24 protein-coding genes (1 of these 24 cut by a window edge) are annotated in these 23284 nt (G+C 68.8%); 23 read left to right on the plus strand and 1 reads right to left on the minus strand.

Annotated features, from left to right (window positions below):
• The first annotated feature begins 11 nt into the window (after nt 1–11).
• The 23 genes from AL072_RS27920 (at nt 12) to AL072_RS33855 (ending at nt 21793) form a co-directional block, all read left to right on the plus strand.
• Entirely contained in the window at nt 12–530 is a 519-nt protein-coding gene (locus AL072_RS27920; RefSeq protein ID WP_045585658.1) for an arsenate reductase ArsC, read from the plus strand.
• Nucleotides 527–961 (plus strand): arsenate reductase (glutaredoxin), encoded by a 435-nt coding sequence (arsC, locus tag AL072_RS27925; protein WP_045585659.1) that lies wholly within the window; start codon nt 527–529, stop codon nt 959–961. Before AL072_RS27920 ends, arsC begins: the two co-directional genes overlap by 4 nt.
• A gap of 54 nt (nt 962–1015) precedes the next feature.
• Nucleotides 1016–2047 (plus strand): ACR3 family arsenite efflux transporter, encoded by a 1032-nt coding sequence (arsB, locus tag AL072_RS27930; RefSeq protein ID WP_144428401.1) that lies wholly within the window; start codon nt 1016–1018, stop codon nt 2045–2047.
• Entirely contained in the window at nt 2040–2801 is a 762-nt protein-coding gene (gene arsH, locus AL072_RS27935) for an arsenical resistance protein ArsH (RefSeq protein ID WP_045585661.1), read from the plus strand. The genes arsB and arsH overlap by 8 nt, the downstream gene beginning before the upstream one ends.
• Nucleotides 2802–2912: 111 nt before the next feature.
• Entirely contained in the window at nt 2913–4874 is a 1962-nt protein-coding gene (locus AL072_RS27940; RefSeq protein ID WP_052710439.1) for a sigma-54 interaction domain-containing protein, read from the plus strand.
• A gap of 203 nt (nt 4875–5077) precedes the next feature.
• Nucleotides 5078–5488, plus strand: a complete 411-nt coding sequence (locus AL072_RS27945) for a thioesterase family protein (protein WP_200909935.1) — start codon at nt 5078–5080, stop codon at nt 5486–5488.
• 32 nt (nt 5489–5520) lie between these two features.
• Nucleotides 5521–6843 (plus strand): phenylacetate--CoA ligase family protein, encoded by a 1323-nt coding sequence (locus tag AL072_RS27950; RefSeq protein ID WP_045585662.1) that lies wholly within the window; start codon nt 5521–5523, stop codon nt 6841–6843.
• On the plus strand, nt 6840–7604 hold the full coding sequence (locus AL072_RS27955; RefSeq protein ID WP_045585663.1) for an enoyl-CoA hydratase/isomerase family protein: 765 nt from the start codon (nt 6840–6842) through the stop codon (nt 7602–7604). Before AL072_RS27950 ends, AL072_RS27955 begins: the two co-directional genes overlap by 4 nt.
• 14 nt (nt 7605–7618) lie before the next feature.
• Nucleotides 7619–8308 carry an HAD family hydrolase gene (locus AL072_RS27960; RefSeq protein ID WP_045585664.1) on the plus strand — a complete coding sequence of 230 codons (690 nt, stop codon included), beginning with the start codon at nt 7619–7621 and terminating at the stop codon, nt 8306–8308.
• 110 nt (nt 8309–8418) lie between these two features.
• On the plus strand, nt 8419–9549 hold the full coding sequence (locus AL072_RS27965; protein WP_045585665.1) for a branched-chain amino acid ABC transporter substrate-binding protein: 1131 nt from the start codon (nt 8419–8421) through the stop codon (nt 9547–9549).
• A 144-nt stretch (nt 9550–9693) separates the two neighbouring features.
• Nucleotides 9694–11466, plus strand: a complete 1773-nt coding sequence (locus tag AL072_RS27970) for a sensor histidine kinase (RefSeq protein ID WP_245637029.1) — start codon at nt 9694–9696, stop codon at nt 11464–11466.
• The gene (locus AL072_RS27975; protein ID WP_045585666.1) at nt 11463–12086 is read left to right on the plus strand and encodes a response regulator transcription factor; all 624 of its coding nucleotides are present in this window, start codon (nt 11463–11465) and stop codon (nt 12084–12086) included. The genes AL072_RS27970 and AL072_RS27975 overlap by 4 nt, the downstream gene beginning before the upstream one ends.
• A gap of 162 nt (nt 12087–12248) precedes the next feature.
• Complete coding sequence (soxC, locus tag AL072_RS27980; protein ID WP_082109372.1) at nt 12249–13673, plus strand: sulfite dehydrogenase; 1425 nt, start codon at nt 12249–12251, stop codon at nt 13671–13673.
• Nucleotides 13657–14718, plus strand: coding sequence for a c-type cytochrome (locus AL072_RS27985; RefSeq protein ID WP_045585668.1), 1062 nt, complete (start codon nt 13657–13659; stop codon nt 14716–14718). Before soxC ends, AL072_RS27985 begins: the two co-directional genes overlap by 17 nt.
• Before the next feature lie 24 nt (nt 14719–14742).
• Nucleotides 14743–15201, plus strand: coding sequence for a thiosulfate oxidation carrier protein SoxY (gene soxY / locus AL072_RS27990; protein WP_045585669.1), 459 nt, complete (start codon nt 14743–14745; stop codon nt 15199–15201).
• Nucleotides 15202–15224: 23 nt separating this feature from the next.
• Complete coding sequence (gene soxZ / locus AL072_RS27995; protein ID WP_045585670.1) at nt 15225–15536, plus strand: thiosulfate oxidation carrier complex protein SoxZ; 312 nt, start codon at nt 15225–15227, stop codon at nt 15534–15536.
• 66 nt (nt 15537–15602) lie between these two features.
• The gene (gene soxA, locus AL072_RS28000; RefSeq protein WP_045585671.1) at nt 15603–16415 is read left to right on the plus strand and encodes a sulfur oxidation c-type cytochrome SoxA; all 813 of its coding nucleotides are present in this window, start codon (nt 15603–15605) and stop codon (nt 16413–16415) included.
• An 11-nt stretch (nt 16416–16426) separates the two neighbouring features.
• Nucleotides 16427–17107: a sulfur oxidation c-type cytochrome SoxX gene (gene soxX / locus AL072_RS28005; protein WP_045585672.1), complete on the plus strand. Its 681-nt coding sequence runs from the start codon at nt 16427–16429 to the stop codon at nt 17105–17107.
• On the plus strand, nt 17104–18825 hold the full coding sequence (gene soxB, locus AL072_RS28010) for a thiosulfohydrolase SoxB (protein ID WP_045585673.1): 1722 nt from the start codon (nt 17104–17106) through the stop codon (nt 18823–18825). The genes soxX and soxB overlap by 4 nt, the downstream gene beginning before the upstream one ends.
• A 47-nt stretch (nt 18826–18872) precedes the next feature.
• Entirely contained in the window at nt 18873–19313 is a 441-nt protein-coding gene (locus AL072_RS28015; protein ID WP_045585674.1) for a DsrE family protein, read from the plus strand.
• A 13-nt stretch (nt 19314–19326) separates the two neighbouring features.
• The gene (locus AL072_RS28020; protein ID WP_045585675.1) at nt 19327–20445 is read left to right on the plus strand and encodes a YeeE/YedE family protein; all 1119 of its coding nucleotides are present in this window, start codon (nt 19327–19329) and stop codon (nt 20443–20445) included.
• Nucleotides 20446–20463: 18 nt separating this feature from the next.
• Complete coding sequence (locus tag AL072_RS28025; RefSeq protein WP_045585676.1) at nt 20464–21492, plus strand: MBL fold metallo-hydrolase; 1029 nt, start codon at nt 20464–20466, stop codon at nt 21490–21492.
• A gap of 19 nt (nt 21493–21511) precedes the next feature.
• Nucleotides 21512–21793 carry a HupE/UreJ family protein gene (locus AL072_RS33855; protein ID WP_245637030.1) on the plus strand — a complete coding sequence of 94 codons (282 nt, stop codon included), beginning with the start codon at nt 21512–21514 and terminating at the stop codon, nt 21791–21793.
• Here AL072_RS33855 and tnpC read toward each other — a convergent pair.
• Nucleotides 21711–23284 carry the 3' portion of an IS66 family transposase gene (gene tnpC / locus AL072_RS28030; protein WP_045580671.1) on the minus strand. It continues 70 nt past the right edge of the window, so only the last 1574 of its 1644 coding nucleotides appear in the window; its start codon lies beyond the right edge, outside the window; it ends in the stop codon at nt 21711–21713. The two genes, AL072_RS33855 and tnpC, sit on opposite strands and share 83 nt — an antisense overlap.

Genomic DNA, 23284 nt, shown 5'->3' on the forward strand with positions numbered 1-23284 from the left:
GCAATCCAGCGATGACCGACCGCGTCTACAATGTCCTGTTCCTGTGCACCCACAACAGCGCCCGCAGCGTCATGGCGGAGTGCCTGCTGAACCGGGAGGGCAAGGGCCGCTTCCGCGGCTTCAGCGCCGGCAGCCAGCCGTCCGGCCGGATCAACCCCCATGTCCATGGCCTGCTGGAGCGGCTTGGCTTCCCGACCGCGGAACTGCGCTCCAAGACCTGGGACGAGTTCGCGGCACCGGGCGCCCCGCACATGGATTTCGTCTTCACCGTCTGCGACAACGCCGCCGGCGAGGTCTGCCCCATCTGGCCCGGCCAGCCGATGACCGCGCATTGGGGCTTCCCCGACCCGTCGAGCGCCCAGGGCACCGATGCGGAAAAGGCCGCCTTCACCGCCACGGTGTTCGGGCAGATCCAGCGCCGCATCCAGGCCTTCGTCAGCCTGCCCATCGCCTCGCTCGACCGTCTGGCGCTGAAGCGCAGGCTGGACGACATGGGCCGGGTGTCCACCGCCGAAGAGGCGGCGCGATGACACCGGTCACCATCTATCACAACCCGGCTTGCGGCACCTCGCGCAACACGCTGGCGCTGATCCGCAACAGCGGCGTCGAGCCGACGGTGATCGAATATCTGAAGACGCCGCCGACGCGCGACGAGCTGGCCGGCCTGATCCGCCGGATGGGCGTGCCGGTGCGCACCCTGCTGCGCGAGAAGGGCACGCCCTATGCCGAGCTCGGGCTCGGCGACCCGGGCTTGAGCGACGACCGGTTGCTCGACGCCATGATGGCCCATCCGATCCTGATCAACCGGCCGATCGTGGTGACGCCGCTCGGCGTGCGGCTGTGCCGCCCGTCCGAGGCGGTGCTCGACATCCTTCCCGATGCCCAGCGCGGCGCCTTCGCCAAGGAAGACGGCGAGGCCGTCATCGACGCCGCCGGACACCGCATCGACAAAGCCTCCTGACGGACACCGATCATGACCACCGACATCCACGCCGCTCCGGCGGCCCGCCCCGCCATGGGGCTTTTCGAGCGCTATCTCAGCGTCTGGGTCGCGCTGTGCATCGTCGCCGGGATCGCGCTGGGCCATCTGGTTCCGGGGGTCTTCCACGCCATCGCCGCGGCGGAGGTGGCAAAGGTCAACCTGCCGGTGGCGGTGCTGATCTGGCTGATGATCGTGCCGATGCTGCTGAAGATCGACCTCGGCGCGCTTTCGCGGGTCGGGGAGCATTGGCGCGGCGTGGGGGTGACGCTGTTCATCAACTGGGCGGTCAAGCCCTTCTCGATGGCGCTGCTGGGCACGCTGTTCATCGGAAACCTGTTCGTCCCGCTGCTGCCGCAGGACCAGATTTCCTCCTACATCGCCGGCCTGATCCTGCTGGCGGCCGCCCCCTGCACCGCCATGGTGTTCGTCTGGTCGAACCTGTGCGAGGGCGAGCCGCACTACACGCTGAGCCAGGTGGCGCTGAACGACATCATCATGGTCTTCGCCTTCGCGCCGCTGGTCGGGCTGCTGCTCGGCGTCGCGTCGATCACCGTGCCCTGGGAGACGCTGCTGCTGTCCGTCCTGCTCTACATCGTCATCCCGGTGGCCGGCGCCCAGTTGTGGCGCCGCGGCCTGCTGGCCACCGGCGGCGAACCGGCGCTGAAGCGCACCCTGGACCTCATCCAGCCGGTCTCGCTGGTGGCGCTGCTGACCACGCTGGTGCTGCTGTTCGGCTTCCAGGGCGAGCAGATCCTGGCACAGCCGCTGGTCATCCTGCTGCTGGCGGTGCCGATCCTGATCCAGGTCTATTTCAACGCCGGCCTTGCCTATTGGCTGTCGCGGCGCTTCGGGGTGGCGTGGTGCGTGGCGGCGCCGGCGGCGCTGATCGGTGCCTCCAACTTCTTCGAACTGGCCGTGGCCGCCGCCATCAGCCTGTTCGGCCTCGGCTCCGGCGCGGCGCTCGCCACCGTGGTGGGCGTGCTGGTCGAGGTGCCGGTGATGCTGTCGGTGGTGAAGATCGTCAAGGCGACCAAGCCCTGGTACGAGGGACGCACCCATGCATGATATCGAGACGATCGGACCCGACACCTTGCCGAGCCTGGACGAGCCCTATTTCGAGGTGCCCGACCTCGACGCGCTGACGCCGGACCATCCGTCGACCCACCCGCCGCGCATTCTGCTGCTCTACGGTTCGCTGCGGGAGCGGTCCTACAGCCGCTTCCTGGCCGAGGAAGCCGCCCGTCTGCTTCAGCGCATGGGTGCCGAGACGAGGATCTTCGACCCGCGTGACCTGCCGCTGCCGGACAGCGTGCCGGCCGACCACCCCAAGGTGGCGGAGCTGCGCACCCTGTCGCAATGGTCCGAAGGCCAGGTCTGGGTCAGCCCGGAGCGCCACGGCACCATCACCGGCATCCTGAAGTGCCAGATCGACTGGCTGCCGCTGGAAAGCGCCGGCATCCGGCCGACGCAGGGGCGGACGCTGGCGGTGATGCAGGTCTCCGGCGGCTCGCAGTCCTTCAACGCGGTCAACGCGATGCGGGTGCTGGGGCGCTGGATGCGGATGGTGACCATCCCCAACCAATCCTCCGTCGCCAAGGCCTACCAGGAGTTCGACGAGGCCGGACGGATGAAGCCGTCGCCCTATTACGACCGCGTGGTGGACGTGATGGAGGAGCTGGTCAAATTCACCCTGCTGGTGCGCGACCGCAGCGACTATCTCACCAGCCGCTACAGCGAGCGCCGCGAGGCCGGACTGAAGGCCGAAACCGAGGCGCAGGCCCTGGCCGCTGCGGCGATGAGCGGTGAAAGGACAGCGTAACGGCGGCCCGGCAGCGGGCTCGCCACATGACCCTGGAAACCATCGCTCCCCTCGGCGATGATGCCGCGTCGGCTTGCCCGCGCTGGCCGCCTGACGGCAGGAGACGCCTTTTTGGACACGCCACGCGACCGCTTCCTGAACGGCGAGGAACCGCCGCCTGGGTGTCTGGACGAGGCGGTGCTGTCTTCCTGGCGGCGTCTGCGCGACCGGGCGACGGAAAACGCCGCCCCTGCGGTTCGGACGGAGCGGCTTTCGGCGGACCCGCGGGCGAACCGGCTGCTTGGCAGCATAGCCGCCACCGGTGCCCTGATCCTCGGCTCGATCCGCCTGATCCTGGGCCGCGATCATCCGGTCGCCATCGTCTTGGCCGATGCCGGCCTGATCATCCACAGCGTGGCCGGAGACCGCCCATTCGTCGGGCAACTGGACGCGGCCGGTATGGGCGAAGGACGGTCGGCGGCGGAGGATGCCATAGGCACCAATGCCATCGACCTGTGCCTGCGGGAACGGCGGCCCATGGTCACGTCCGGCTGGCAGCATGTCCGCCCCGGCTTGACGAACTCCGCGATCGCCGCCGCGCCCCTGTTCGGCTTGAACAGCGCCTTGCACGGCGCCATCGCGCTGGTGTCGGACGCCTCGGTCGGCACGGACACGCTGAGCGGCCTTGCCCTGCTGTGCGCGGAGAGCACCAGCGCCCAGATGGGGGCATTGGAGACCAGCGGCAACCTCGACCGCATGCTGGGCGAGCAGCGTGCCATCGTCGACAGCATTTCCGACGGGCTGCTGGTGGTGGACGAGGATGGCCGGGTCCGCCACATGAATGCGCCGGCCGGGCACATCCTGACCCTGAACCCGGAGCAGAGCGTCGGCCGCCGCTTCGCCGAACTTCTCGATTTCGAGCCGATCATCGCGCCGATCTTCCGGAGCGGAATCGGCTATTACGACCGTGAACTCATCATCGATTCCGGCCGTCGCCACCTGCACCTGATCGATACCGCCATTCCCATCAAGGATGCCCAAGGCAAGGTCCAGTCGGTCGTCAACACCTTCCGCGAGTTCAACCGGGCCAAGCGGATCGCCCAGCAGATCGCCGGCAGTCCGGCACGCTACACCTTCGACGATATCATCGGCACATCGGATTGCCTGCGGCAGGCCGTCGGCGACGCCCGCAAGGCGGCACTCGGCACCGCGAACATCCTGCTGAACGGACCGAGCGGCACCGGCAAGGAAGTCTTTGCCCAAGCGATCCACGCCTATGGCGACCGCCGCGACGCCCCCTTCATCGCCGTCAATTGCGCCGCCTTGCCGCGCGAACTGATCGAGAGCGAGCTGTTCGGCTACGTCGCCGGCAGCTTCACCGGAGCGCAGAAGGGCGGGCGGCCGGGCAAGTTCGAAATGGCGTCCGGCGGGACGATCTTCCTCGACGAGATCACCGAGATGCCGCTCGACCTCCAGGCGAAACTGCTGCGCGTTCTCCAGGAGCGCGAGGTCACCCGCATCGGCGCCACCCGGCCCATTCCGGTCGACGTCCGGGTCATCGCCGCGTCCAATCGCAACCTGAAGGACGCCATCGCCCGGCGGGAGTTCCGCGACGACCTCTATTATCGTCTGCATGTCGTCTCGATCGCCATTCCGGCTCTGAAGGAGCGCAGAAGCGACATCCCGATGCTGGCGACCCACTTCCTGCGCAAATACGCCGCCGCCGCGGGCAAGCCGGTCTTCACCATTTCCGACGCGGCCCTGCGGGCAATGACCGGGTACGATTGGCCGGGCAACGTGCGTGAACTGGAAAACACCCTGGAACGCCTCGTCGTGCTGTCCGACGGAACGGAGATCCAACGTTTCGACCCGCCCGGCGACGCACGGGTACCGCCCCCGGCTCCGACCGTGGCTCCTGCCCTGAAGTCGCTGCGCGAGCACGAACGCGACGTCATCGCCGCGACGCTGATCCATGTCGATCACAACGTGACGAAGGCGGCGGAGATCCTCGGCATCGCCCGGCCGACGCTCTACAGCAAGATCCGCGATTACGGCATCGCCCTGCAACGCGCCGGAGCGGGCAAGCCGTCTTGATTCCGAACGATCGTAAAATTTCATAACGTTCTATTTTCTTACGCTTCCTGCTCGATGCGATGACCCTCGAGGTTCGCGCCCCTCCCCTGTTCCAGGCAAGTAGCTCATTTCATTTGATTTTGTCCCTGCTTCTCCGGTTCGGAGAAGCTTGGCACGGGCGTTGCGATGTGACGGGCGAGCCCCCTGAACAGGAGACAGCCCGCATGACAAGCCCTTTGGATCCGGAGCGTGTCGAGACGGTGCACCTCGTCGTCGATCCGTCGATGACGGCCGACGCCTTCGCCCGCGACCCGGACGAACACTATCCGCAGGTCCTCGCCACGCCGGTGATGATCGCCGAGATGGAGCGCGCCTGTGCCGCCCTGCTGCGCCCCTTGCTCCAGTCCGGAGACCTGTCGGTCGGGGCCAGGCTCGAGGTGTCGCATGTCGCGCCGACGCCGGTCGGCGGCCAGGTGAGGACCAGTGCCCGCTTCACCGGCCGCGAGGGCGCCCTCTACTGGTTCGACGTCTGGTCCGAGGATGACGGCGGCAAGATCGGCCAGGGCCGGCACGCCCGCGCCATCCTGCCGCAATCCGCCATCGAATCCCGTGCCGCCGCACGCCCCGGTTCCTGACCGGTGCTTCCACCATCCAGCCCGAGGCACTGATGCCGACCTCCGATCTTCTCCATCCCGATTTCGAAAGTCTGGGCGACGGCGAGGTCCGCGCCCTCCAGGACCGCCTTTGGGCCGGGCAATGGGCCTATGTGTCCGGCCGGTCGGCGATGTACCGGCGCATGCTGCCCGCCGGCATCGGACGGCCGGTGACGCTCGACGACCTCCAGGATCTGCCGCTGACCGACAAGGAGGATCTGCGCACCGGCCAGGAAGCCGCCTATCCCTTCGGCGACTACGTGGCCTGCCCGGAGGAAAGCATCGTCCGCCTGCACCGAACCTCCGGCACCACCGGCCGTGCGCTCAACCTCGCAAACAGCCGGCAGGATTGCGATCGCATCGCCACCATCGGCGGCCGGGCGATGCATGCCTCCGGACTGCGGTCGACCGACCGCGTGGTGCATTGCCTGAACTATTGCATGTGGACCGGCGGCGTGACCGACCACATGACGCTGGAGGCGGCCGGCGCGACGGTGGTGCCGTTCGGCGTCGGCAACACCAGGCAGCTTCTCCAGACCATCGTCGACCTGAAGATCACCGCCATCTCCTGCACGCCGTCCTATCCGGCCCTGCTGGAGAAGCTTCTGCGTGACGAGGGCGGGCCGGCACCGCGCGACCTCGGGCTTCGGCTCGGCCTGTTCGGCGGCGAGGCCGGACTGGACAATGCGGCCTTCCGCGCGACGATGGAGGAAAGCTGGGGCTTCGGCGTGCGCAACGCCAATTACGGCCTCAGCGAGGTGCTGAGCACGCTGGGCAGCCAGTGCGAGGCGACCACCGACCTGCATTTCCACGGCAGCGATTACCTGTTCGCCGAGATCCTCGACGCGGAGGGCAACCGCCTGCCGATCCGCGAGGGCACGATGGGCGAGCTGGTCTGCACCCACATCGAAAAGGAATGCCAGCCGCTGATCCGCTACCGCACCCGCGACGTCATCACCGTGACCGGCACCGGGCGTTGCGACTGCGGCCGCACGTCCTGGCGGTTCCGCGTCAGCGGTCGCACCGACGACATGTTCAATGTCCGCGGAATCAACGTCTTCCCCAGCGCGGTCCGCAAGGCGGTCAGCAGCCTGCCGGCCCTGTCGTCCGGGCATTTCCGCATCCGGCTGGTCGGGCCGGGACCGTACGACCGCATCCAGCTGCGCGTGGAGGCCGCCGAGGGGCTGCCCGAGACGGCATGGCCCGCGGCTGCGGCGGACCTGGAAAAGGCGGTGCGTGAGCAGGCCGGGGCGACCGCCATGGTCACCATGATTTCGCATGACTCGCTGCCGCGCACCGCCGGCAAGACCGACTGGATCGAAAGGGTTGGGTCATGAGCACGGTCGATCTCGATGTGACGGCCGGCATCGGCCGCGTGACGCTGAACCGGCCGGAGCGGATGAACGCCATCGGCACCGTCCTGCTGCATGACCTTCACGCCGCGCTGACCGAAGCGGCGGAGCGCCCGGACGTGGCGGTGATCCTGCTGTGCGGCGCCGGGCGGGCCTTCTGCGCGGGCGACGACCTGAAGGAGTTCGACCAGCAGACCCGCGACGATGCCGCGATCCGCGCCCATATCGCCGGCATCCAGCAGATCACCCACGACCTGATGTTCGGGTCGAAGATCGTCGTGGGGGCGGTGCACGGCTTCGCCGTGGGCGGCGGGTTCGAGTGGTTGCTGAACTGCGATCTCGTGGTCGCCTCCGACGACCTTCAGGCCTTCTTTCCCGAAATGGACTGGGCCCAGTTCGTGACCGGCGGGGTGACGCATCTGCTTCCGCTGGCGGTCGGCTATCAGCGGGCCATGGAGCTGATGCTGCTGGGCGAACGGCAATCGGCGGCGCGGCTGGCCGAACTCGGGCTGGTCAACCGGGTGGTCCCGCGCGAGGCGCTGCTCGACACCGCCCTCACGCTGGCGACGACGGTCGCCGGCAAGTCGCACTTTTCCACCGGCCGGCTGAAGCGCCTGATGACCGTCGACCTCTCCGACACGCTGCGCCGCGCGCTGGACCTGGAGGCTGCGGCGGCTGTCGAGGCGTTCGGCAATCCCGAAGCCGCCGAACGCGTCGCCCGCTTCGCGACGCGCAAGTCGTCCTGAGAGAGGGAATGGGAATGGACGCGATCAAGGCCGTCACCTTCGATTATTTCGGCACGCTGGTGGACGTCGATGCCGGCGGCACCGCCGGCATGGCGGAGCTGCTGTCCAGGCTGGGACGCGGCGACCTGGACGCCGCCGCGCTCTATCTCGACTGGGACATGCGCAACGTCCAGCTCTACCGGTCGTCCGCCTATCGCCGCTACCGCGAGGTCGCCGCCGAAGCGCTCGCCGCCACGCTGGCCGGAGCCGGAATCGCCGGGCTGGATGCTGACCGGCTTCCGCCCCTGACCGACACGCTGCTGACCGGCCTGGTCGAGCAGGCGCCTCCGCACCCCGAGGTGCCGGAGATCCTCGCCCTTCTGGCGGCCAAGTACCCGCTGATGCCGATCACCAACATGGACAGCGACCTGTTCGCGCGCAGCCGGCTGGCCTCCTTCTTCCCGAGCGTCACCACCGCCGAGATGGCCGGGGCCTACAAGCCGTCGGAGCGCATCTTCCGTCTCGCTCTCGACCGGCTGGCGCTGGCTCCCGGCGAGGTTCTGCACGCGTCGCTGGCCTCCTGGGCGGACATCGACGGAGCCAAGCCGCTGGGGATGCGGGTGGCCTGGATCAACCGCACGCAGGACAGGCTGGGGCCATGGCAGCCCCGGCCGGACCACGAGTTCGCCGATCTCACTGGATTGCGCAAGGTGCTGGCCTTCTGACACCGGGGGCGCCGCAAGGCAGCTCCTGCCAAGACACGTCCGCCGCATGCGGTTCGGCGGACGGATGCAGCGACACGACAACATGCCGCTTCAACGAATGGGGAAGTTCCATGTCTCGATCCGACACGTTCATCCAAAAGTTGTTTCGCAGCAACCTTCTTCGTTTCGGCATCTCCCTTGCGGCGCTGGTGCCGACGGCAGCGGCGGCCGACGTCAAACTGGGCCTTGCCGGGCCAGTCACCGGGCAATACGCCTCCTTCATGGAACAGATGCGGCGTGGCGCCGATCTCGCCGTCGCCGATCTCAACGCCGCCGGCGGCATCAATGGGGAGAAGGTCGTCCTGCAGGTGGCCGACGATGCCTGCGATCCCAAGCAGGCGGTGGCCGTCGCCAACCGCTTCGTCGCCGACGGCGTGCAGGCGGTGGTCGGGCACTTCTGTTCCAGCTCCACCATTCCGGCGTCGAGCGTCTATGCGGAATCCGGGCTGGTGATCGTAACGCCGGCCTCGACCAACCCGACCATCACCGAGCGTGGTTTGACCAACATGTTCCGTGTCTGCGGACGCGACGATCAGGCCGCCGGAGTCGCAGCGAAACAGATCGTCGGCCGCAACCTCGGCCGGACCATCGCCATCGTCCACGACAAATCCACCTATGGCCAGGGCATCGCCGAGGGGGTGCGGACGGAGCTGGCGCAGCAGGGCCGCAACGTCGTTCTGTTCGAAGGCATCACCCAGGGAGAGCGCGATTTCTCGTCGCTGGTCGCCCGGATGAAGGCCTTGAACGTCGATGTCGTCTTCTTCGGCGGCTATCATACCGAGGCCGGGCTGCTGGTGCGGCAGGCGTCCGAACAGGGGCTCAAGACCCGGTTCGTTGCCGGCGACGGTTTGGCAACCACCGAATTCGCCTCCATCGCCGGGCCGGCCAGCGATGGGGTGATGTTCACCTTCTACCCGGATCCGCGCGCCAATGCCGGCACCGCCGATCTGGTCCGGCGCTTCCGCACCGCCGGTTTCGAGCCGGAAGGCTTCACCCTCTACACCTATGCAGCCGTCAGGGTGCTGGCCGACGCAGCCAAAGCGGCGAAGACGATGAAGGGCGACAGGCTGGCCGACGCGCTGCGTGCGGGCACCTATCACACCGTGCTGGGCGATATCCGGTTCGACCGGAAGGGCGATCCCAACTCCGAGCCCTTCGTGCTCTATGCCTGGAACAACGGCACCTACGCTCCCCTGAAGTGATCCCGGCAGTACGCCTGCCCTGACGAAGGTCCCCGTTACCCGGACCGATTTGCGGCTGGTGCCAGCAATGACCCTGTTGGCAATGCGGTCACCGCATGGGCTATGCTGGCGGTTATGTTCAAACGCCTGATTGTTTCATGTGCGATGATGGTGTGGACGGCGGCCGCGCGGGCGGAGCCGGAAACCGTGCGCATCGGCGTGCTCGCCTATCTGGGCTCGGAGCGGGCGGCGCGCGACTGGGAACCGACGCTTGCCCATCTTGAGCACGCGATCCCGGATCGCCGCTTCTTTGCGCTGCCGCTCGACCTCCCGGGCATGGTGCTGGCGGTCGCCGACCGGCGGGTCGATTTCGTCATCACCAACCCCGGCAACTACGTCACGCTGGAGGCCCGGTTCGCGGTGACGCGGATCGCCACGCTGGAATCCGGCCTGCCGGCCTTCCCCATCGCGGCGGTCGGCTCCACCATCATCCGCCGGGCCGACCGCCAGGGGATCCACACGCTCGCCGACCTCAAGGGCAAGCGGCTGGCGGTGGTGTCGACCGATGCCTTCGGCGGCTTCCAGATCGCATGGCGCGAGATGGAGGATGCCGGCGTCCACCCCTTCACGGATCTGGCCGCGCTGATCCCGGTCGGCTTTCCGATGGAGGGCGTGGCGGATGCGGTGCGCGACGGCACGGCCGACGCCGGCGTGTTGCGTGCCTGCCTGCTGGAGGAGCTGGAAGCGCAGGGCCGGGTCGCGCCCGGCACCTTCGCGGTGGTCGGAGAGCGGCAGACCGACGCGCTGCAACCCGACACGCCGCCTTGCCGGGTGTCGTCGCGGCTCTATCCCGACTGGCCGTTCGCCCGGCTGGCGCACACCCCGCGCGACCTTGCCCGGCAGGTCGCCGCCGCGCTGCTGACCATGCCGGCAACCGACGGGCGGGCCTGGACCGCCTCGCTCGACTACACGACGGTGCACGAGCTGTTCCGCACGCTGCACATCGGCCCCTATCCGAAAACCCCGCCGACGCTGGAGGATCTCCTGCGCCGGAACTGGCACTGGCTGGCGGTCGCCGGCGCGGCGGTGCTGTGGTGGGTGATCCACGCGGCGCGGGTCGAGGTGCTGGTCCGCCGCCGCACCGCCGAGTTGGTCCACGAGATCGCCGAGCGCGAGCGCGCCGAAGCCGCGGCGCTCCGCCTGCGCGAGGAGCGTGATCAGCTCTCGCGGCTCGGCATCGTCGGCGAGATGGCAAGCACCATCGCCCATGAACTGAACCAGCCGCTGGCGGCGATCGGCAATTTCGCCGGGGGCATGACCCGGCTGCTCGACGCGCCTGTTCCCGACCTCGACCGGCTGCGCGCCGGGGCGCGGTCGGTGGCCGAACAGGCCGAACGCGCCGCCGCGATCATCCAGCGCACCCGTGGCTTCGTCAGCCGTCGCGGCGCCCAGCGCTCCACCCTGGCGGTCGGTGCCGTGGTGGAGGAGACGCTGTCGCTGTTCGGCACGCCGTCCGACCTGCAGCTGTCCATCGTCGCCGAAGCGGCGTCGGACCTGCCGCCGGTGCAGGCCGACAAGGTGGAATTGCAGCAGGTGGTGTTGAACCTGTTGCAGAACGCCGTCGACGCGATGCGGCCGGCCGACGGCGGCACCATCGCCGTGCGCGCCGCCCTGTCCGACGGCATGGTGATGATCGAGGTCCGCGATTCCGGGTCGGGTGTGTCCGACGATGCCAGGATGCGGATGTTCGAACCCTTCTTCACCACCAAGCCCGACGGGCTGGGGCTGGGGCTGTCGATCTGCCGGACCATCGTCGAGCGGCATGGCGGGCGCATCTGGGCCGAGCCCTCGCTGCCCCACGGCCTGGCCGTCCGCTTCACGTTGCCACCCTCTTGCGACCCGTCCATCATCCCATCCATCGAGGATCCCATTCCATGACCGACACGCCCCTGGTTCTGATGGTGGACGATGACGAGGCGATGCGCGGTTCGGTCGGCTATCTGCTGGCGTCCGTCGGAATCGCCTGCGAAACCTTCGCGTCGGCCGAGGCCTTCCTGCGCTCGCCCCATCTGCGTCCGCCGCTGCGCCCGGGCTGCGTCCTGCTGGATGTCCGCATGCCCGGCATGAGCGGGATCGAGTTGCTGCGCCATCTGAGGGAGCAGGGCTGCAAACGGCCCGTCATCATGATCACCGGCCACGGCGACGTGCCGCTTGCCGTCGCCGCGCTGAAGGGCGGGGCCGAAGACTTCATCGAGAAGCCCTGGAAGGATCAGACGCTGCTCGACGCGGTCAACGCCGCGATCCGGAAATGCCGTGACGTGCTGACGCGCAGCGCAGGGCGCGAGGCGGTGGAGGCACGCCTGGCCCAGCTCAGCCGGCGCGAGCGCGAGGTGCTGACCCTCGTCCTCGACGGACGGCAGAACAAGGAGATCGCGGCGGCGATGTCCATCTCCGTCAAGACCGTCGAAGGCCATCGCCAGATGGTGATGGAAAAGATGGGCGCCCGCTCCGTCGCGGAACTGGCGCGGCTGATGCTGGCGCCCGGCGAGCGGATCTGAGGCCGGCGATCCGGTCGCATCCACGGTTCGACCCGGCAGGGGAGGCAAGGGTTTACCCTTGGTCGGCACCGGAATCCACCCGGTGGCGCCAATTGTTCGTCAAGCGTACTGTTTGTGGCGGACAAGAAACCGGCGGCGCGCCGGACTGACATCGGGACAGACATGACCAAGTTGCGGCCAAACGGAGAGGCGACTCTCCGAACCGATCCGCTTGCCCCCGGCAAGGATGTTTCGTCCGGCCGGTTGCGGCAGGCGCCCGAGAATTTCCTGACCCCGGAAGACATCCGGCAGGTCGGCCAGGGCCGGCGCGATTTCCTGCGCGCAAGCTTCCTGACCGCCACCGCAGCGACCGTCGCGGCGACGGCAGGCGGCCGCGCCGCCGCCGCGCCGGCTGCGACCACCGGCATCGGCGATCCCGACATCCTGAACCCGACCCCCTGGGGCAGCAGCCTGGGCCAGCCGGTGGCCGCCACCCCCTACGGCCTGCCGTCCAGGCACGAGCGCGGGCTGGTGCGCCGGCAAAGCCCGGGACTGACCCAGGTGGCCGCCGCCAGCGTGTCCTTCGCGCCCCTGCAGGGGCTGTTCGGCATCATCACCCCGTCCGGCCTGCATTTCGAGCGGCATCATCAGGGCTGGCAGGACATCGACCCGACCCGGCACCGCTTCATGATCGACGGCGCCCGGCCGGAGTTCGTGAAGACGCCCAAGGTCTACACGATGGACGACATCCTGCGCCTGCCCCCGGTGTCGCGCATGCACTTCATCGAGTGCGGCGCCAACACCGGCATGGAATGGGGCAACGTCGCGGTGCCCACGGTGCAGTACACCCACGGCATGCTCTCGTGCAGCGAGTTCACCGGCGTGCCGCTGCGCACGCTGCTGGAGGATTGCGGCGCCGACCTGAAGGCCGCGAAATACGTGCTGGCCGAGGGCGGCGACGGATCGTCGATGACCCGCAGCATCCCGATCGAACCGGTGCTGTCCGGCGAGGTGCTGGTCGCCTACGGCCAGAACGGCGAGATGCTGCGGCCGGAGAACGGCTACCCGCTGCGCCTCGTGGTGCCGGGGGTCCAGGGGGTGTCGTGGGTGAAATGGCTGCGCCGGGTCGAGGTCGGCGACCGTCCCTACGCGACCAAGGACGAGGCGGTGCATTACATCGACCTGATGCCCGACGGCCAGCACCGGCAATACAGCTCGATCCAGGAATGCAAGTCGGTCATCACCACCCCGTCGGGCGGCCAGACCCTGATGGCCAAGGGCTATTTCACCATCAGCGGGTTGGCGTGGTCGGGGCGCGGCAAGATCAAGCGGGTCGACGTCTCCGTCGACGGCGGCGTCACCTGGGTCGAGGCGACCCTGCAGACCCCGATCCTCTCCAAATGCCTGACCCGCTTCTCCCTGCCCTGGAGCTGGGACGGGCAGCCGGCCCTGCTGCAATCGCGCGCCATCGACGAGACCGGCTTCGTCCAGCCCGGTTACGGCCAACTGCGCGCGGCGCGCGGGTCGCGGTCGATCTACCACAACAACGCGATCCAGACCTGGCAGGTCGCCGAAAACGGGGACGTGAACAATGTCCAGATTCTGTAAGGCGGCGCTCGCCGGCCCCGCCCTCGCCGTCCTGCTCGGCCTCACAGCGGGCCTTTTGCCGGGCGGGACCGCCCTGGCGGACGGCTTTCCCGGCGTCGGGCGTCCGGCCACCCCGGCGGAGGTGAAGGCCTGGGACATCGACGTCGGCCCCGACTTCGCCGGCCTGCCGCCCGGCTCCGGCACCGTGTCGCGCGGCATGGACATCTGGGAGGCCAAATGCAGCAGCTGCCACGGCACCTTCGGTGAAAGCAACAGCGTCTTCAACCCGCTGATCGGCGGCACCACCGCCGAGGACATCAAGTCCGGCCATGTCGCCACCCTGAAGCGGACCGACTTCCCGGCGCGGACGACCGTCATGAAGGTCGCCACCGTGTCCACCCTCTACGACTACATCCGCCGGGCCATGCCGTGGAACGCGCCGAAGTCGCTGAGCGACGACGACGTCTATGCCGTGCTCGCCTACATGCTGAACCTCGCGGAGATCGTGCCCGACGATTTCGTCCTGACCGACAGGACGATCCGCGAGGTCCAGGCGCGGATGCCGAACCGCAACGGCATGACCACCGCGCACGCCCTGTGGCCCGGCCCCGGCCTGCCCGATGCGGCGGCCAAGCCGGACACCGCCAACACCGCCTGCATGACCAAGTGCAAGCCGTCGGTCCAGCTGGCCTCCCATCTACCCGACCATGCCCTTGGCGCGCACGGCAACCTCGCCGCGCAGAACCGGATCTTCGGCCCGGTCCGCGGCCAGCGCACCGGCCCGGACGAGGCGGCGGCCGACAAGCCGCCCCCCGCCCTGACGCTGGCGGAGGAGTCCGGGTGCCTGTCCTGCCACGCGGTGGACACGCGGATCGTCGGGCCGAGCTACAGCGAGATCGCCGCCCGCTATCGCGGGAGCGACAGCACCGACGCGCTGGTGTCCAAGGTCAAGGCCGGCGGCGAAGGCGTCTGGGGCGCGGTGCCGATGCCGCCGCAACCGGACCTGAACGACGACCAGGTGAAGACCCTGGTCGCCTGGATCCTGGCCGGCGCGCCGGCGAAATGACGTGATCGAGAAGGAACCCCAGTCATGACACCGAGACTATTGGAACGACGCCAGGTCCTGACCTTCCTGGGAACATTGGCGGCGGCCGGGTTCGTCCTGCCGCGGATGGCCTTCGCCAACTGGGACAAGGCGGCCTTCGACGCCAGGACGATGGACGAGGCGCTGAAGGCGCTGGGCGCCGGCACGCCGGGACAGAGCGGCGACGTCCAGATCGTCGCCTCCGACATCGCGGAGAACGGGGCGGTGGTGCCGGTCCAGGCGATCAGCAAGCTGCCCAACACCGAACGCATCGCCATCCTGGTCGACAAGAACCCCAGCATGCTGGCGGCCTCCTTCGACCTGATGCCCGACACGATCCCCGAGGTCACCGCGCGCATCAAGATGGGCCAGACCTCGAACGTCGTCGTCCTGGTCAAGGCGGACGGCAAGTTCTACGCCGCATCCAAGGAAATCAAGGTGACGCTCGGCGGCTGCGGCGGCTGAGCGGACAGGAAGGGAGCACGAGCATGGGCAGTCCGATGAAGATCCGCGCCTCCGTCAAGGAGGGCGTCACCGAGATCAAGGTCCTGATGGGCCACGAGATGGAAACCGGCCAACGCAAGGACGCCAACGGCGCGGTCATTCCCGCCTGGTTCATCAACGAGGTCACCGCCAAGCTCGACGGCAAGACGGTGATGCAGGCGCAATGGGGGCCGTCGATCTCCAAGAATCCCTACCTCGCCTTCAAGGTGAAGGGCGGCAAGGCCGGCGACAAGGTGTCCGTTACCTGGGTCGACAACAAGGGCGACACCCGCACCGACGAAGCCACCGTGACGTAACCGGGCTCTCGAACCGGAAGCGGGGGCGCGTCCGGCACACAAGAACAAGGACGGGAGGGGACAGGGATGGACCGGGCAAGCGTTGGGATCATGGCGTTCCTCGCGGTGTCGGCGGCCGCCGCGACGGCGGCCTACGCCCAGAAGGATGCGGCGCAGGAAGGCATCGAGGCCTACCGCGAGGCCTTGCAGGATGGCAACCCCGCCGAACTGTACGAGGCCAGTGGGGAGGAGCTGTGGAAGACACCCGGCGGACCGAAGGCGGCGTCGCTGGAACGCTGCGACCTCGGCCTCGGCCCCGGTGTGGTCCGGGGCGCCTACGCCCTGCTTCCGCGCTATTTCGCGGACACCGACCGGGTCCAGGACCTGGAATCGCGCCTGCTGACCTGCATGCAGACCCTCCAGGGCAAGGATCCCAAACCCTATGTCGAAGCGTCCTTCACCGCTCCGCCCAAGGAGGAGATGAACGCCCTGGCCGCCTACATCTCCGGCCAGTCCAGGGATGCGCCCATCGCGGCGACGCCCAGGCATCCCAAGGAACAGGCGATGTACGAGCTGGGCAAGCGGATGTTCAATTACCAGGGCGGCCCGTACGACTTCTCCTGCGCCACCTGCCACGGCCAGGAGGGCACGCGGATCCGTCTCCAGGATCTGCCCTACATCCCGGGAGCCAAAGGGGCGGCGGCGGGCTGGGGCAGCTGGCCGGCCTACCGGGTCAGCTCCGGCCAGATGTGGTCGATGCAGTGGCGCCTCAACGACTGCTTCCGCCAGCAGCGTTTCCCCGAACCCGTCTACACCTCCGACGCGACCATCGCGCTGTCGATGTACATGGCGGTCAACGCCAGCGGGGCAACGATGAAGACACCCGGAATCAAGCGCTGACGGAGGCCGCCATGAAACATATCGCTCTGCTCGCCGCCGCCCTGCTGCCGCTGGCCGGCCCGGCCCTCTCCCAGACGGCTCCGGTACAGACGGCGAGCTGGGGGCCGGGGGCCGACGACGCCGCCTTCTCCCGCATGCTGGCCGCCAGCTTCAAGGACAAGGGCATCGCCAGGATCGACCGCCTGACCCAGGACGAGACGCAGGCCTTCTGCTCCGATCCGGAGGCCGCCGCCAGCCCGGCCGCCGCCGCAAGGCGCGAGCGGATCGAGGCCGCCAACATGGCGACGGTCAAATGGCCGTCCGACGGCCAATGGCTGGGCGACTGGAAACAGGGCGAGGCGATCGCCCAGAGCGGGCGCGGCAACACCTGGACGGACAAGCCGGACGGGGCCAACGGCGGCAACTGCTACAACTGCCACCAGATCAGCCCGGCCGAGATCTCCTACGGCACCATCGGCCCCAGCCTGAGCCAGTACGGCACGCTGCGCGGGCGGGACGAGGAGACGCTGAAGGCCGCCTGGGCCAAGATCTATAACGCCAAGGCCAGCAACGCCTGCTCCAACATGCCGCGCGCCGGTCACATGGGCATCCTGGGCGAGACGCAGATCAAGCATCTGATGGCCTTGCTGTTCGATCCCAAATCGCCCGTCAACGCATCGCCCGCCAATACCCAGCCGGGGCCGGCCAAATGAACCGCCGCGAGTTCCTCAACGTCCTGGCCGCCGCGAACGCCGCCGGACTGCTGCTGCCCGCCGGTTTCGCCCGCGCCCAAACGGCGGCCGATACCATCTACGACGCGCCGGCCTTCGGCACGGTGTCGCTGCTGCACATCACCGATTGCCACGCCCAGCTCAAGCCGATCCATTTCCGCGAGCCGAGCGTCAATCTCGGCATCGGCGGCATGGCCGGGCGGGCGCCGCATCTGGTGGGAAGCCGGCTGCTGGAGCATTTCCGCATCCCTCCCGGCAGCCGGGAGGCGCATGCCTTCTCCTGCCTCGATTTCGAGCGGATGGCCGGACTCTACGGCAAGGTCGGCGGCTTCGCCCATCTGGCGACGCTGGTCAAGCGGGTGCGGGCGAACCGTCCGGGCGCCCTGCTGCTCGACGGCGGCGACACCTGGCAGGGCTCGGGCACCGCGCTGTGGACCAAGGGGCAGGACATGGTGGAGGCGGCCAAGCTGCTGGGCGTCGACGTCATGACCCTGCATTGGGAATGCACCTACGGCCAGGACCGGGTGCGCGAGGTCGCGGAAAAGGACTTCGCCGGGCACATCGAGATCGTCGCCCAGAACATCAAGAGCGCCGATTTCGGCGACGACGTGTTCAAGCCCTACACCATGCGCGCGGTGAACGGCGTCAAGGTGGCGGTGATCGGCCAGGCCTTCCCCTACACGCCGATCGCCAACCCGCGCTACATGGTCGCCGACTGGACCTTCGGCATCCGCGAGGAGGACATGCAGAAGACGGTCGACGACGCCCGTGCCGCCGGGGCGGCGGTGGTGGTCGTGCTGTCGCACAACGGCATGGACGTCGACCTGAAGATGGCCTCGCGGGTCGCCGGCATCGACGCCATCCTCGGTGGCCACACCCATGACGGCATGCCGGCCCCCAGCATCGTCGCCAACCCCGGCGGCAGGACGCTGGTCACCAACGCCGGCTCCAACGGCAAGTTCCTCGGCGTGCTCGACCTCGAGGTGACCGGCGGCCGGGTCGCCGACTTCCGCTACCGGCTGCTGCCGGTCTTCGCCGACCTGCTGCCCGCCGACCCGGAGATGGACGCGCTGATCACCCGCGTGCGCGCACCCTACGAGGCGGCGCTGGGCGAGACGCTGGCGGTGACGGACGGCACGCTGTACCGGCGCGGCAACTTCAACGGCAGCTTCGACCAGCTGATCCTCGACGCGCTGATGGCGGAGAAGGATGCCGAGATCGCTTTCTCGCCCGGCTTCCGCTGGGGAACCAGCCTGCTGCCCGGCCAGCCCATCACCATGGAGAACCTGCTGGACCAGACCGCCATCACCTACCCCTACGTGACGCTCAGCAGCCTGTCGGGCGCACAGATCAAGACGGTGCTGGAGGATGTCTGCGACAACCTGTTCAACCCCGATCCCTATTACCAGCAGGGCGGCGACATGGTGCGCGTCGGCGGCCTGTCCTACGCCTGCGATCCCATGGCGCCGGCCGGGCAGCGCATCCAGGACATGACGCTGAACGGCAAGCCGCTGGAGGCGTCGAAGACCTACAAGGTCGCCGGCTGGGCCCCCGTCGCGGAGGAGGCCAGGACCGCGGGCGGCGAGGCGATCTGGGATCTGGTCGCCCGCAACCTGCGCGCCCGCAAGACCGTGGCGCCGCCCCGCCTCAACCTGCCGGTCCTGAAGGGCATGGACGGCAACCCCGGCCTCGCCGCCTGACGGCGATCCTTTCCCGACGCCGCCCCCCGAACCGAAAGACCGCCGCCATGAGCCTCCGCCGCCTCCTCGCCCCTCTGCTCCTTCCCGTGCTCCTGCTGTTCGGCGCGGCGGCATCCATGCCGGCGCTGGCCCAGGACAAGGTGGTCTATCACATCGACAACGCCGCCGAGCAGGGCACCAAAGCCCTGCGCAACATCCGCAACCATCTGGACGTCGCGCCGAAGACCGAGATCCGTGTCGTCACCCACGCCGAGGGGGTGGATCTGTTGCTGGAAGGCGCCCAGGACAAGAAGAACAACATCGACTACGGCCCGCTTATCTCCGACCTCAAGGGGCGCGGCGTCCGCTTCGAGGTGTGCGAGATCACCATGAAGCGGCGCAACCTGACCAAGGACCAGTTCGTGATGGAGGCGGAATTCACCCAATCCGGCGTCGTGCGCATCACCGAATTGCAGGCCCGCGACCATTACGCCTACATCAAGCCCTGAGGACGCCGCCGCCATGGGTGTCGCCATCACCATCGACGGCCTGATGGAAACGCTGGGCGAGGACCGCTTCCTGGCGCTGGGCGGGCTGCTGATCGGCACGCTGTTCGGGATTCTCGCCCAGCGCTCCCGTTTCTGCCTGCGCGCCTCGACGCTGGAGGTGGCGCACGGACGGTTGGGCGAACGGCTGGCCGTGTGGCTGCTCGCCTTCTCCACCGCGCTGATCGCGACGCAGGGCTTGATCCTGCTCGGCCTGTTCGACACCGGCAGCGTCCGCCAACTCAACAACCCTGGCAGCCTGTCGGGTGCGGTGATCGGCGGGCTGATGTTCGGCTGCGGCATGACACTGACCCGCGCCTGCGCCAGCCGCATGCTGGTGCTGGCGGCCACCGGCAACCTGCGGGCGCTGTTGTCGGGGCTGGTGTTCGCGGTGGTGGCCCAGGCGGCGTTGCGCGGCGTGCTGTCGCCGGCGCGCGAGGCGATCAACGGATGGTGGACGGTCGGCAGTGCGCAGCGCGACCTGCTGGCGCTGGCCGGCGTCGGGCATGACGGGGCGTTGCTGTTCGCGCTGGGCTGGTTGGCCGCCGGTGCAATGATCGCCCGGCGCAACCGCCTGTCGGGCTGGTCCTGGCTGGGGGCGGCGGGCGTCGGCCTGACCGTCGCTGCCGCCTGGTGGTTCACATGGCGCAGCGCCGCCGCCGCCTTCGAGCCGGTGGCGATCCATTCCCTGAGCTTCACCGCGCCGTCCGCCGATTTCCTGATGCTGGTGCTGTCGCCGCCGGGCGCGACCTGGGGATTCGATACCGGGCTGATCCCCGGCGTGGCGCTGGGCGCCTTCCTGGCCGGGCTGGCCGGGCGCGACCTGAAGCTGGAGGGCTTCAGCGACGGCTCCACCATGCGGCGCTACATCGTCGGCGGCTGCCTGATGGGGTTCGGCAGCGTCCTTGCCGGCGGCTGCGCCATCGGTGCCGGCGTATCCGGCGCCTCGATCTTCGTGCTGACCGCCTGGCTCGTGCTGTGGTCGATGTGGATCGGCGCCGTGCTGACCGACCGGGCGATCGACCGGAAGACCGGCCGGCCGGCGCGCGCGCGCTCGGCCGACGCCCCCGCCATCCCGCCGGTCGCGGCGCAATGACCGTCCAGGAGGTCCCGAATGTTTCGCCTGCCACGCCGCCGCCTGCTCGCCGGTGGAACCACCGCCTTCACCGCCCTGGCAGCCCTGGCAGCCCTGCCGGGACTCGCGGCTGTCCGCGCCTTCGCCGCCGGGGTCGAGGCCTTCGTCAAGGGGCCCCCGGTGCCCGACCGGCCCCTGGTCCAGGTCAGCCCGCATGTCTGGATCATCCAGGCCCCGGACGGCTTCCCGACGCCGCAGAACCAGGGGATGATGGCGAACATCACCTTCGTCGTCGGGCACGAGGGCGTGATCGTCGTCGATTCCGGGGCCTCGCTCCAGATCGGCGAGATGGCGATCCGCATGCTGCGCACGGTCACGAACAGGCCGGTGGTCGGCATCGTCAACACGCACTACCACGGCGACCATTGGCTTGGTAACCACGCCTTCGCCGAAGCATTCGGCGAGGATCTGCCACGCTACGCCCTGCCGGAGACACGCACGGCGATCCTCGGGCTGGAAGGCAGCGCCTGGCAGAGCGCGATGGTAAAATGGACGGCCCAGGCCTCCGCCGGCACCCGGATCGTCGCTCCCAACCGCGACGCGGCCCATGGGGACGAGTTGTCGCTCGGCGACGTCCGGTTGCGCCTGCACCATTACGGGCGCGCCCACACGCCGTCGGATCTGTCGGTGGCGGTGGTCGAGGACGGGGTGATGTGCGTCGGCGACGTGATGATGGACCGGCGGATCGCCAACATGGACGACGGCTCCTACCTCGGGACGTTCGAGACCATGGACCGGCTGCGGACCGACAGCGACACCCGCATCTGGCTGCCGGCCCATGGCGAGCCCGGTCCCGGCGTGCCGGTCTGGCAGCGTACCCTGTTCGAAGGCATCTATGAACCCTGCGCCGCCGCCGTAAAGGCCGGCCGTTCCATCGAGGAGGCGAAGGTGATGGTGCTCGCCGACCCGCGCGTCGCCTCCCGCGCCGCCGAGACCAAGGGGTGGGACAGCAACATCGGCAAATACATCAGCCTCGCCTATCTGGAGGCCGAACAGGCCGATTTCTGAACAAGCCCCTCTGGTCGGAGTGTTCGCCATCCTGCACGGCCATTCCCATGGCACCGAAATGCCGCAGGCCGCGGCCCCGCTCCTCTACAGCCTGGGCTTCATCCTCTCGACTGCGACGCTGCATGCCGCCGGCATCGCCATCGGGCTGGCCCGCCACATCCCGCGCCTGCTGTTCGCCTCGCGTGCGATCCGGTGTAAGCATCCGCTGAGTGCCGCGGTTAGGCAGCTTTCGTCTGCTCGCGGATTGCCTTCCACTCCCAGGGCAGGAGTTCGCGCAAGCGGGTTTGGGGCATGTCGTTGATGCGGGCCAGCACGTCGGCGAGCCACGCCTGGGGATCGACGTCGTTGAGCTTCGCCGTGTTGATCAGGCCGTACATGATCGCTGCCCGCTGCCCGCCGCGATCGGAGCCGCAAAACAGCCATGCTTTCCTCCCGAGTGCAATCCCGCGCAGGCTGCGTTCGGCGGCGTTGTTTGTGAGACACAGCCGGCCATCGGCGAGGAAACGGGTGAAGCCGTCCCAACGGGTCAGCATGTAGTCCATCGCCTTGGCCACTGGGGCATGGCGGGAGAGCCGGGCGCGCTCTGTCCGCAACCAGTTCTCCAGCGCGGCTACGAGGGCGACGCCGTGCTCCTGGCGGGCCGCCAGCCGCTCGGCCGCCGGCTTGCCGTTCAAGGCGCGCTCGAGTTCGAAGAGGGCGTCGATGCGCTTCACGGCCTCCAGCGCCAGCGGTGAGATCGGCGGGGCGTCCTTGCCGCGCCTGATGTTCGCGGCAATGTCGGCCAGCTTGAAGAAGCCCCGCCGGGCATGCGCCCAGCACAGCGCGGCATGGATCGGTCCCGGCTGGCGGTCGGGTTCGTACAACCGGTTATAGCCGGCGAACGCATCGGCCTGCAGCCAGCCCGTGAAGCCGGCCAGGTGCCGTTCGGGATGCTCGCCCTTGCGGTCGCGCGAATAGTGGAACAGCGCTGCCGGTGGGGCTTGGCCGGCGAACGGCCGGTCATCACGCACATACACCCACAGCCGCCCGGTGTCGGTCTTGCTCTTGGCCAGCACGGGCACTGGTGTATCGTCTCCATGCAGCCGCTCGGCCGCCAGCACATGCACGGCGATCAGGTCGTGCAGCGGCTTCAGCACCGCGGCGGCGGTGCCCACTTGATCGGCCAGAGTGGACAGGCTGAGCGGCACGCCCTCGCGCGCGAAGCGTTCGGCCTGCCGGTTCAGCGGCTGATGCTGGCCGAACTTCTCGAACAGCAGGGTGGCCAGCAGGTTGGGGCCGGCCCAGCCCCGCGGGGTGGTGTGGAACGGCGCCGGCGGCTGGCTGATCGTCTCGCAGGCCCGGCAGGAGAATCGCTCGCGCACCGTCTGGATCACCTTCCACTGGCGCGGGATTACCTCCAGCGTCTCGGTGATCGTCTCGCCCAGCTTGCACAGCTTGTCCGAGCCGCAGCACGGGCAGCTCGCCGGGGCCGCCACAACGACGCGCTCGCGCGGCAGGTGGTCGGGAAAGGGTTGGCGCGATGGCCGCTTGCGGGTGAAGGCCGCCACCGCGGTGGTTTTGGCAGCGGCCTGCTCGGCCGCCAGCTCGTCCTCGCTGGCTGTCGCTTCCAGCTCTTCGAGCTGGAACTCCAACTGGTCCAGCAGGCGCGCCTTGCGTTCGGAACGCGTGCCGTAGAGTTCGCGCCGGAGCTTCTCGATTTCCAGCTTCAGGCTGGCGATCAGCGCCTCGGTATTCGACGCCATCGCCTTGGCCCGCGCCGCTTCGGCTTCGGCCGCGTCCGCCCGCGCCTCGG

This window comes from Azospirillum thiophilum, from assembly GCF_001305595.1.
Lineage (GTDB): Bacteria > Pseudomonadota > Alphaproteobacteria > Azospirillales > Azospirillaceae > Azospirillum > Azospirillum thiophilum.

What these genes read in the sequence shown, in the direction of transcription:
- AL072_RS27920 (WP_045585658.1), top strand. Translation starts at nt 12, where the DNA reads ATGACCGACCGCGTCTACAATGTCCTGTTCCTGTGCACCCACAACAGC.
- arsC (WP_045585659.1), top strand. Translation starts at nt 527, where the DNA reads ATGACACCGGTCACCATCTATCACAACCCGGCTTGCGGCACCTCGCGC.
- arsB (WP_144428401.1), top strand. Translation starts at nt 1,016, where the DNA reads ATGGGGCTTTTCGAGCGCTATCTCAGCGTCTGGGTCGCGCTGTGCATC.
- arsH (WP_045585661.1), top strand. Translation starts at nt 2,040, where the DNA reads ATGCATGATATCGAGACGATCGGACCCGACACCTTGCCGAGCCTGGAC.
- AL072_RS27945 (WP_200909935.1), top strand. Translation starts at nt 5,078, where the DNA reads ATGACAAGCCCTTTGGATCCGGAGCGTGTCGAGACGGTGCACCTCGTC.
- AL072_RS27950 (WP_045585662.1), top strand. Translation starts at nt 5,521, where the DNA reads ATGCCGACCTCCGATCTTCTCCATCCCGATTTCGAAAGTCTGGGCGAC.
- AL072_RS27955 (WP_045585663.1), top strand. Translation starts at nt 6,840, where the DNA reads ATGAGCACGGTCGATCTCGATGTGACGGCCGGCATCGGCCGCGTGACG.
- AL072_RS27960 (WP_045585664.1), top strand. Translation starts at nt 7,619, where the DNA reads ATGGACGCGATCAAGGCCGTCACCTTCGATTATTTCGGCACGCTGGTG.
- AL072_RS27965 (WP_045585665.1), top strand. Translation starts at nt 8,419, where the DNA reads ATGTCTCGATCCGACACGTTCATCCAAAAGTTGTTTCGCAGCAACCTT.
- AL072_RS27970 (WP_245637029.1), top strand. Translation starts at nt 9,694, where the DNA reads ATGATGGTGTGGACGGCGGCCGCGCGGGCGGAGCCGGAAACCGTGCGC.
- AL072_RS27975 (WP_045585666.1), top strand. Translation starts at nt 11,463, where the DNA reads ATGACCGACACGCCCCTGGTTCTGATGGTGGACGATGACGAGGCGATG.
- soxC (WP_082109372.1), top strand. Translation starts at nt 12,249, where the DNA reads ATGACCAAGTTGCGGCCAAACGGAGAGGCGACTCTCCGAACCGATCCG.
- AL072_RS27985 (WP_045585668.1), top strand. Translation starts at nt 13,657, where the DNA reads ATGTCCAGATTCTGTAAGGCGGCGCTCGCCGGCCCCGCCCTCGCCGTC.
- soxY (WP_045585669.1), top strand. Translation starts at nt 14,743, where the DNA reads ATGACACCGAGACTATTGGAACGACGCCAGGTCCTGACCTTCCTGGGA.
- soxZ (WP_045585670.1), top strand. Translation starts at nt 15,225, where the DNA reads ATGGGCAGTCCGATGAAGATCCGCGCCTCCGTCAAGGAGGGCGTCACC.
- soxA (WP_045585671.1), top strand. Translation starts at nt 15,603, where the DNA reads ATGGACCGGGCAAGCGTTGGGATCATGGCGTTCCTCGCGGTGTCGGCG.
- soxX (WP_045585672.1), top strand. Translation starts at nt 16,427, where the DNA reads ATGAAACATATCGCTCTGCTCGCCGCCGCCCTGCTGCCGCTGGCCGGC.
- soxB (WP_045585673.1), top strand. Translation starts at nt 17,104, where the DNA reads ATGAACCGCCGCGAGTTCCTCAACGTCCTGGCCGCCGCGAACGCCGCC.
- AL072_RS28015 (WP_045585674.1), top strand. Translation starts at nt 18,873, where the DNA reads ATGAGCCTCCGCCGCCTCCTCGCCCCTCTGCTCCTTCCCGTGCTCCTG.
- AL072_RS28020 (WP_045585675.1), top strand. Translation starts at nt 19,327, where the DNA reads ATGGGTGTCGCCATCACCATCGACGGCCTGATGGAAACGCTGGGCGAG.
- AL072_RS28025 (WP_045585676.1), top strand. Translation starts at nt 20,464, where the DNA reads ATGTTTCGCCTGCCACGCCGCCGCCTGCTCGCCGGTGGAACCACCGCC.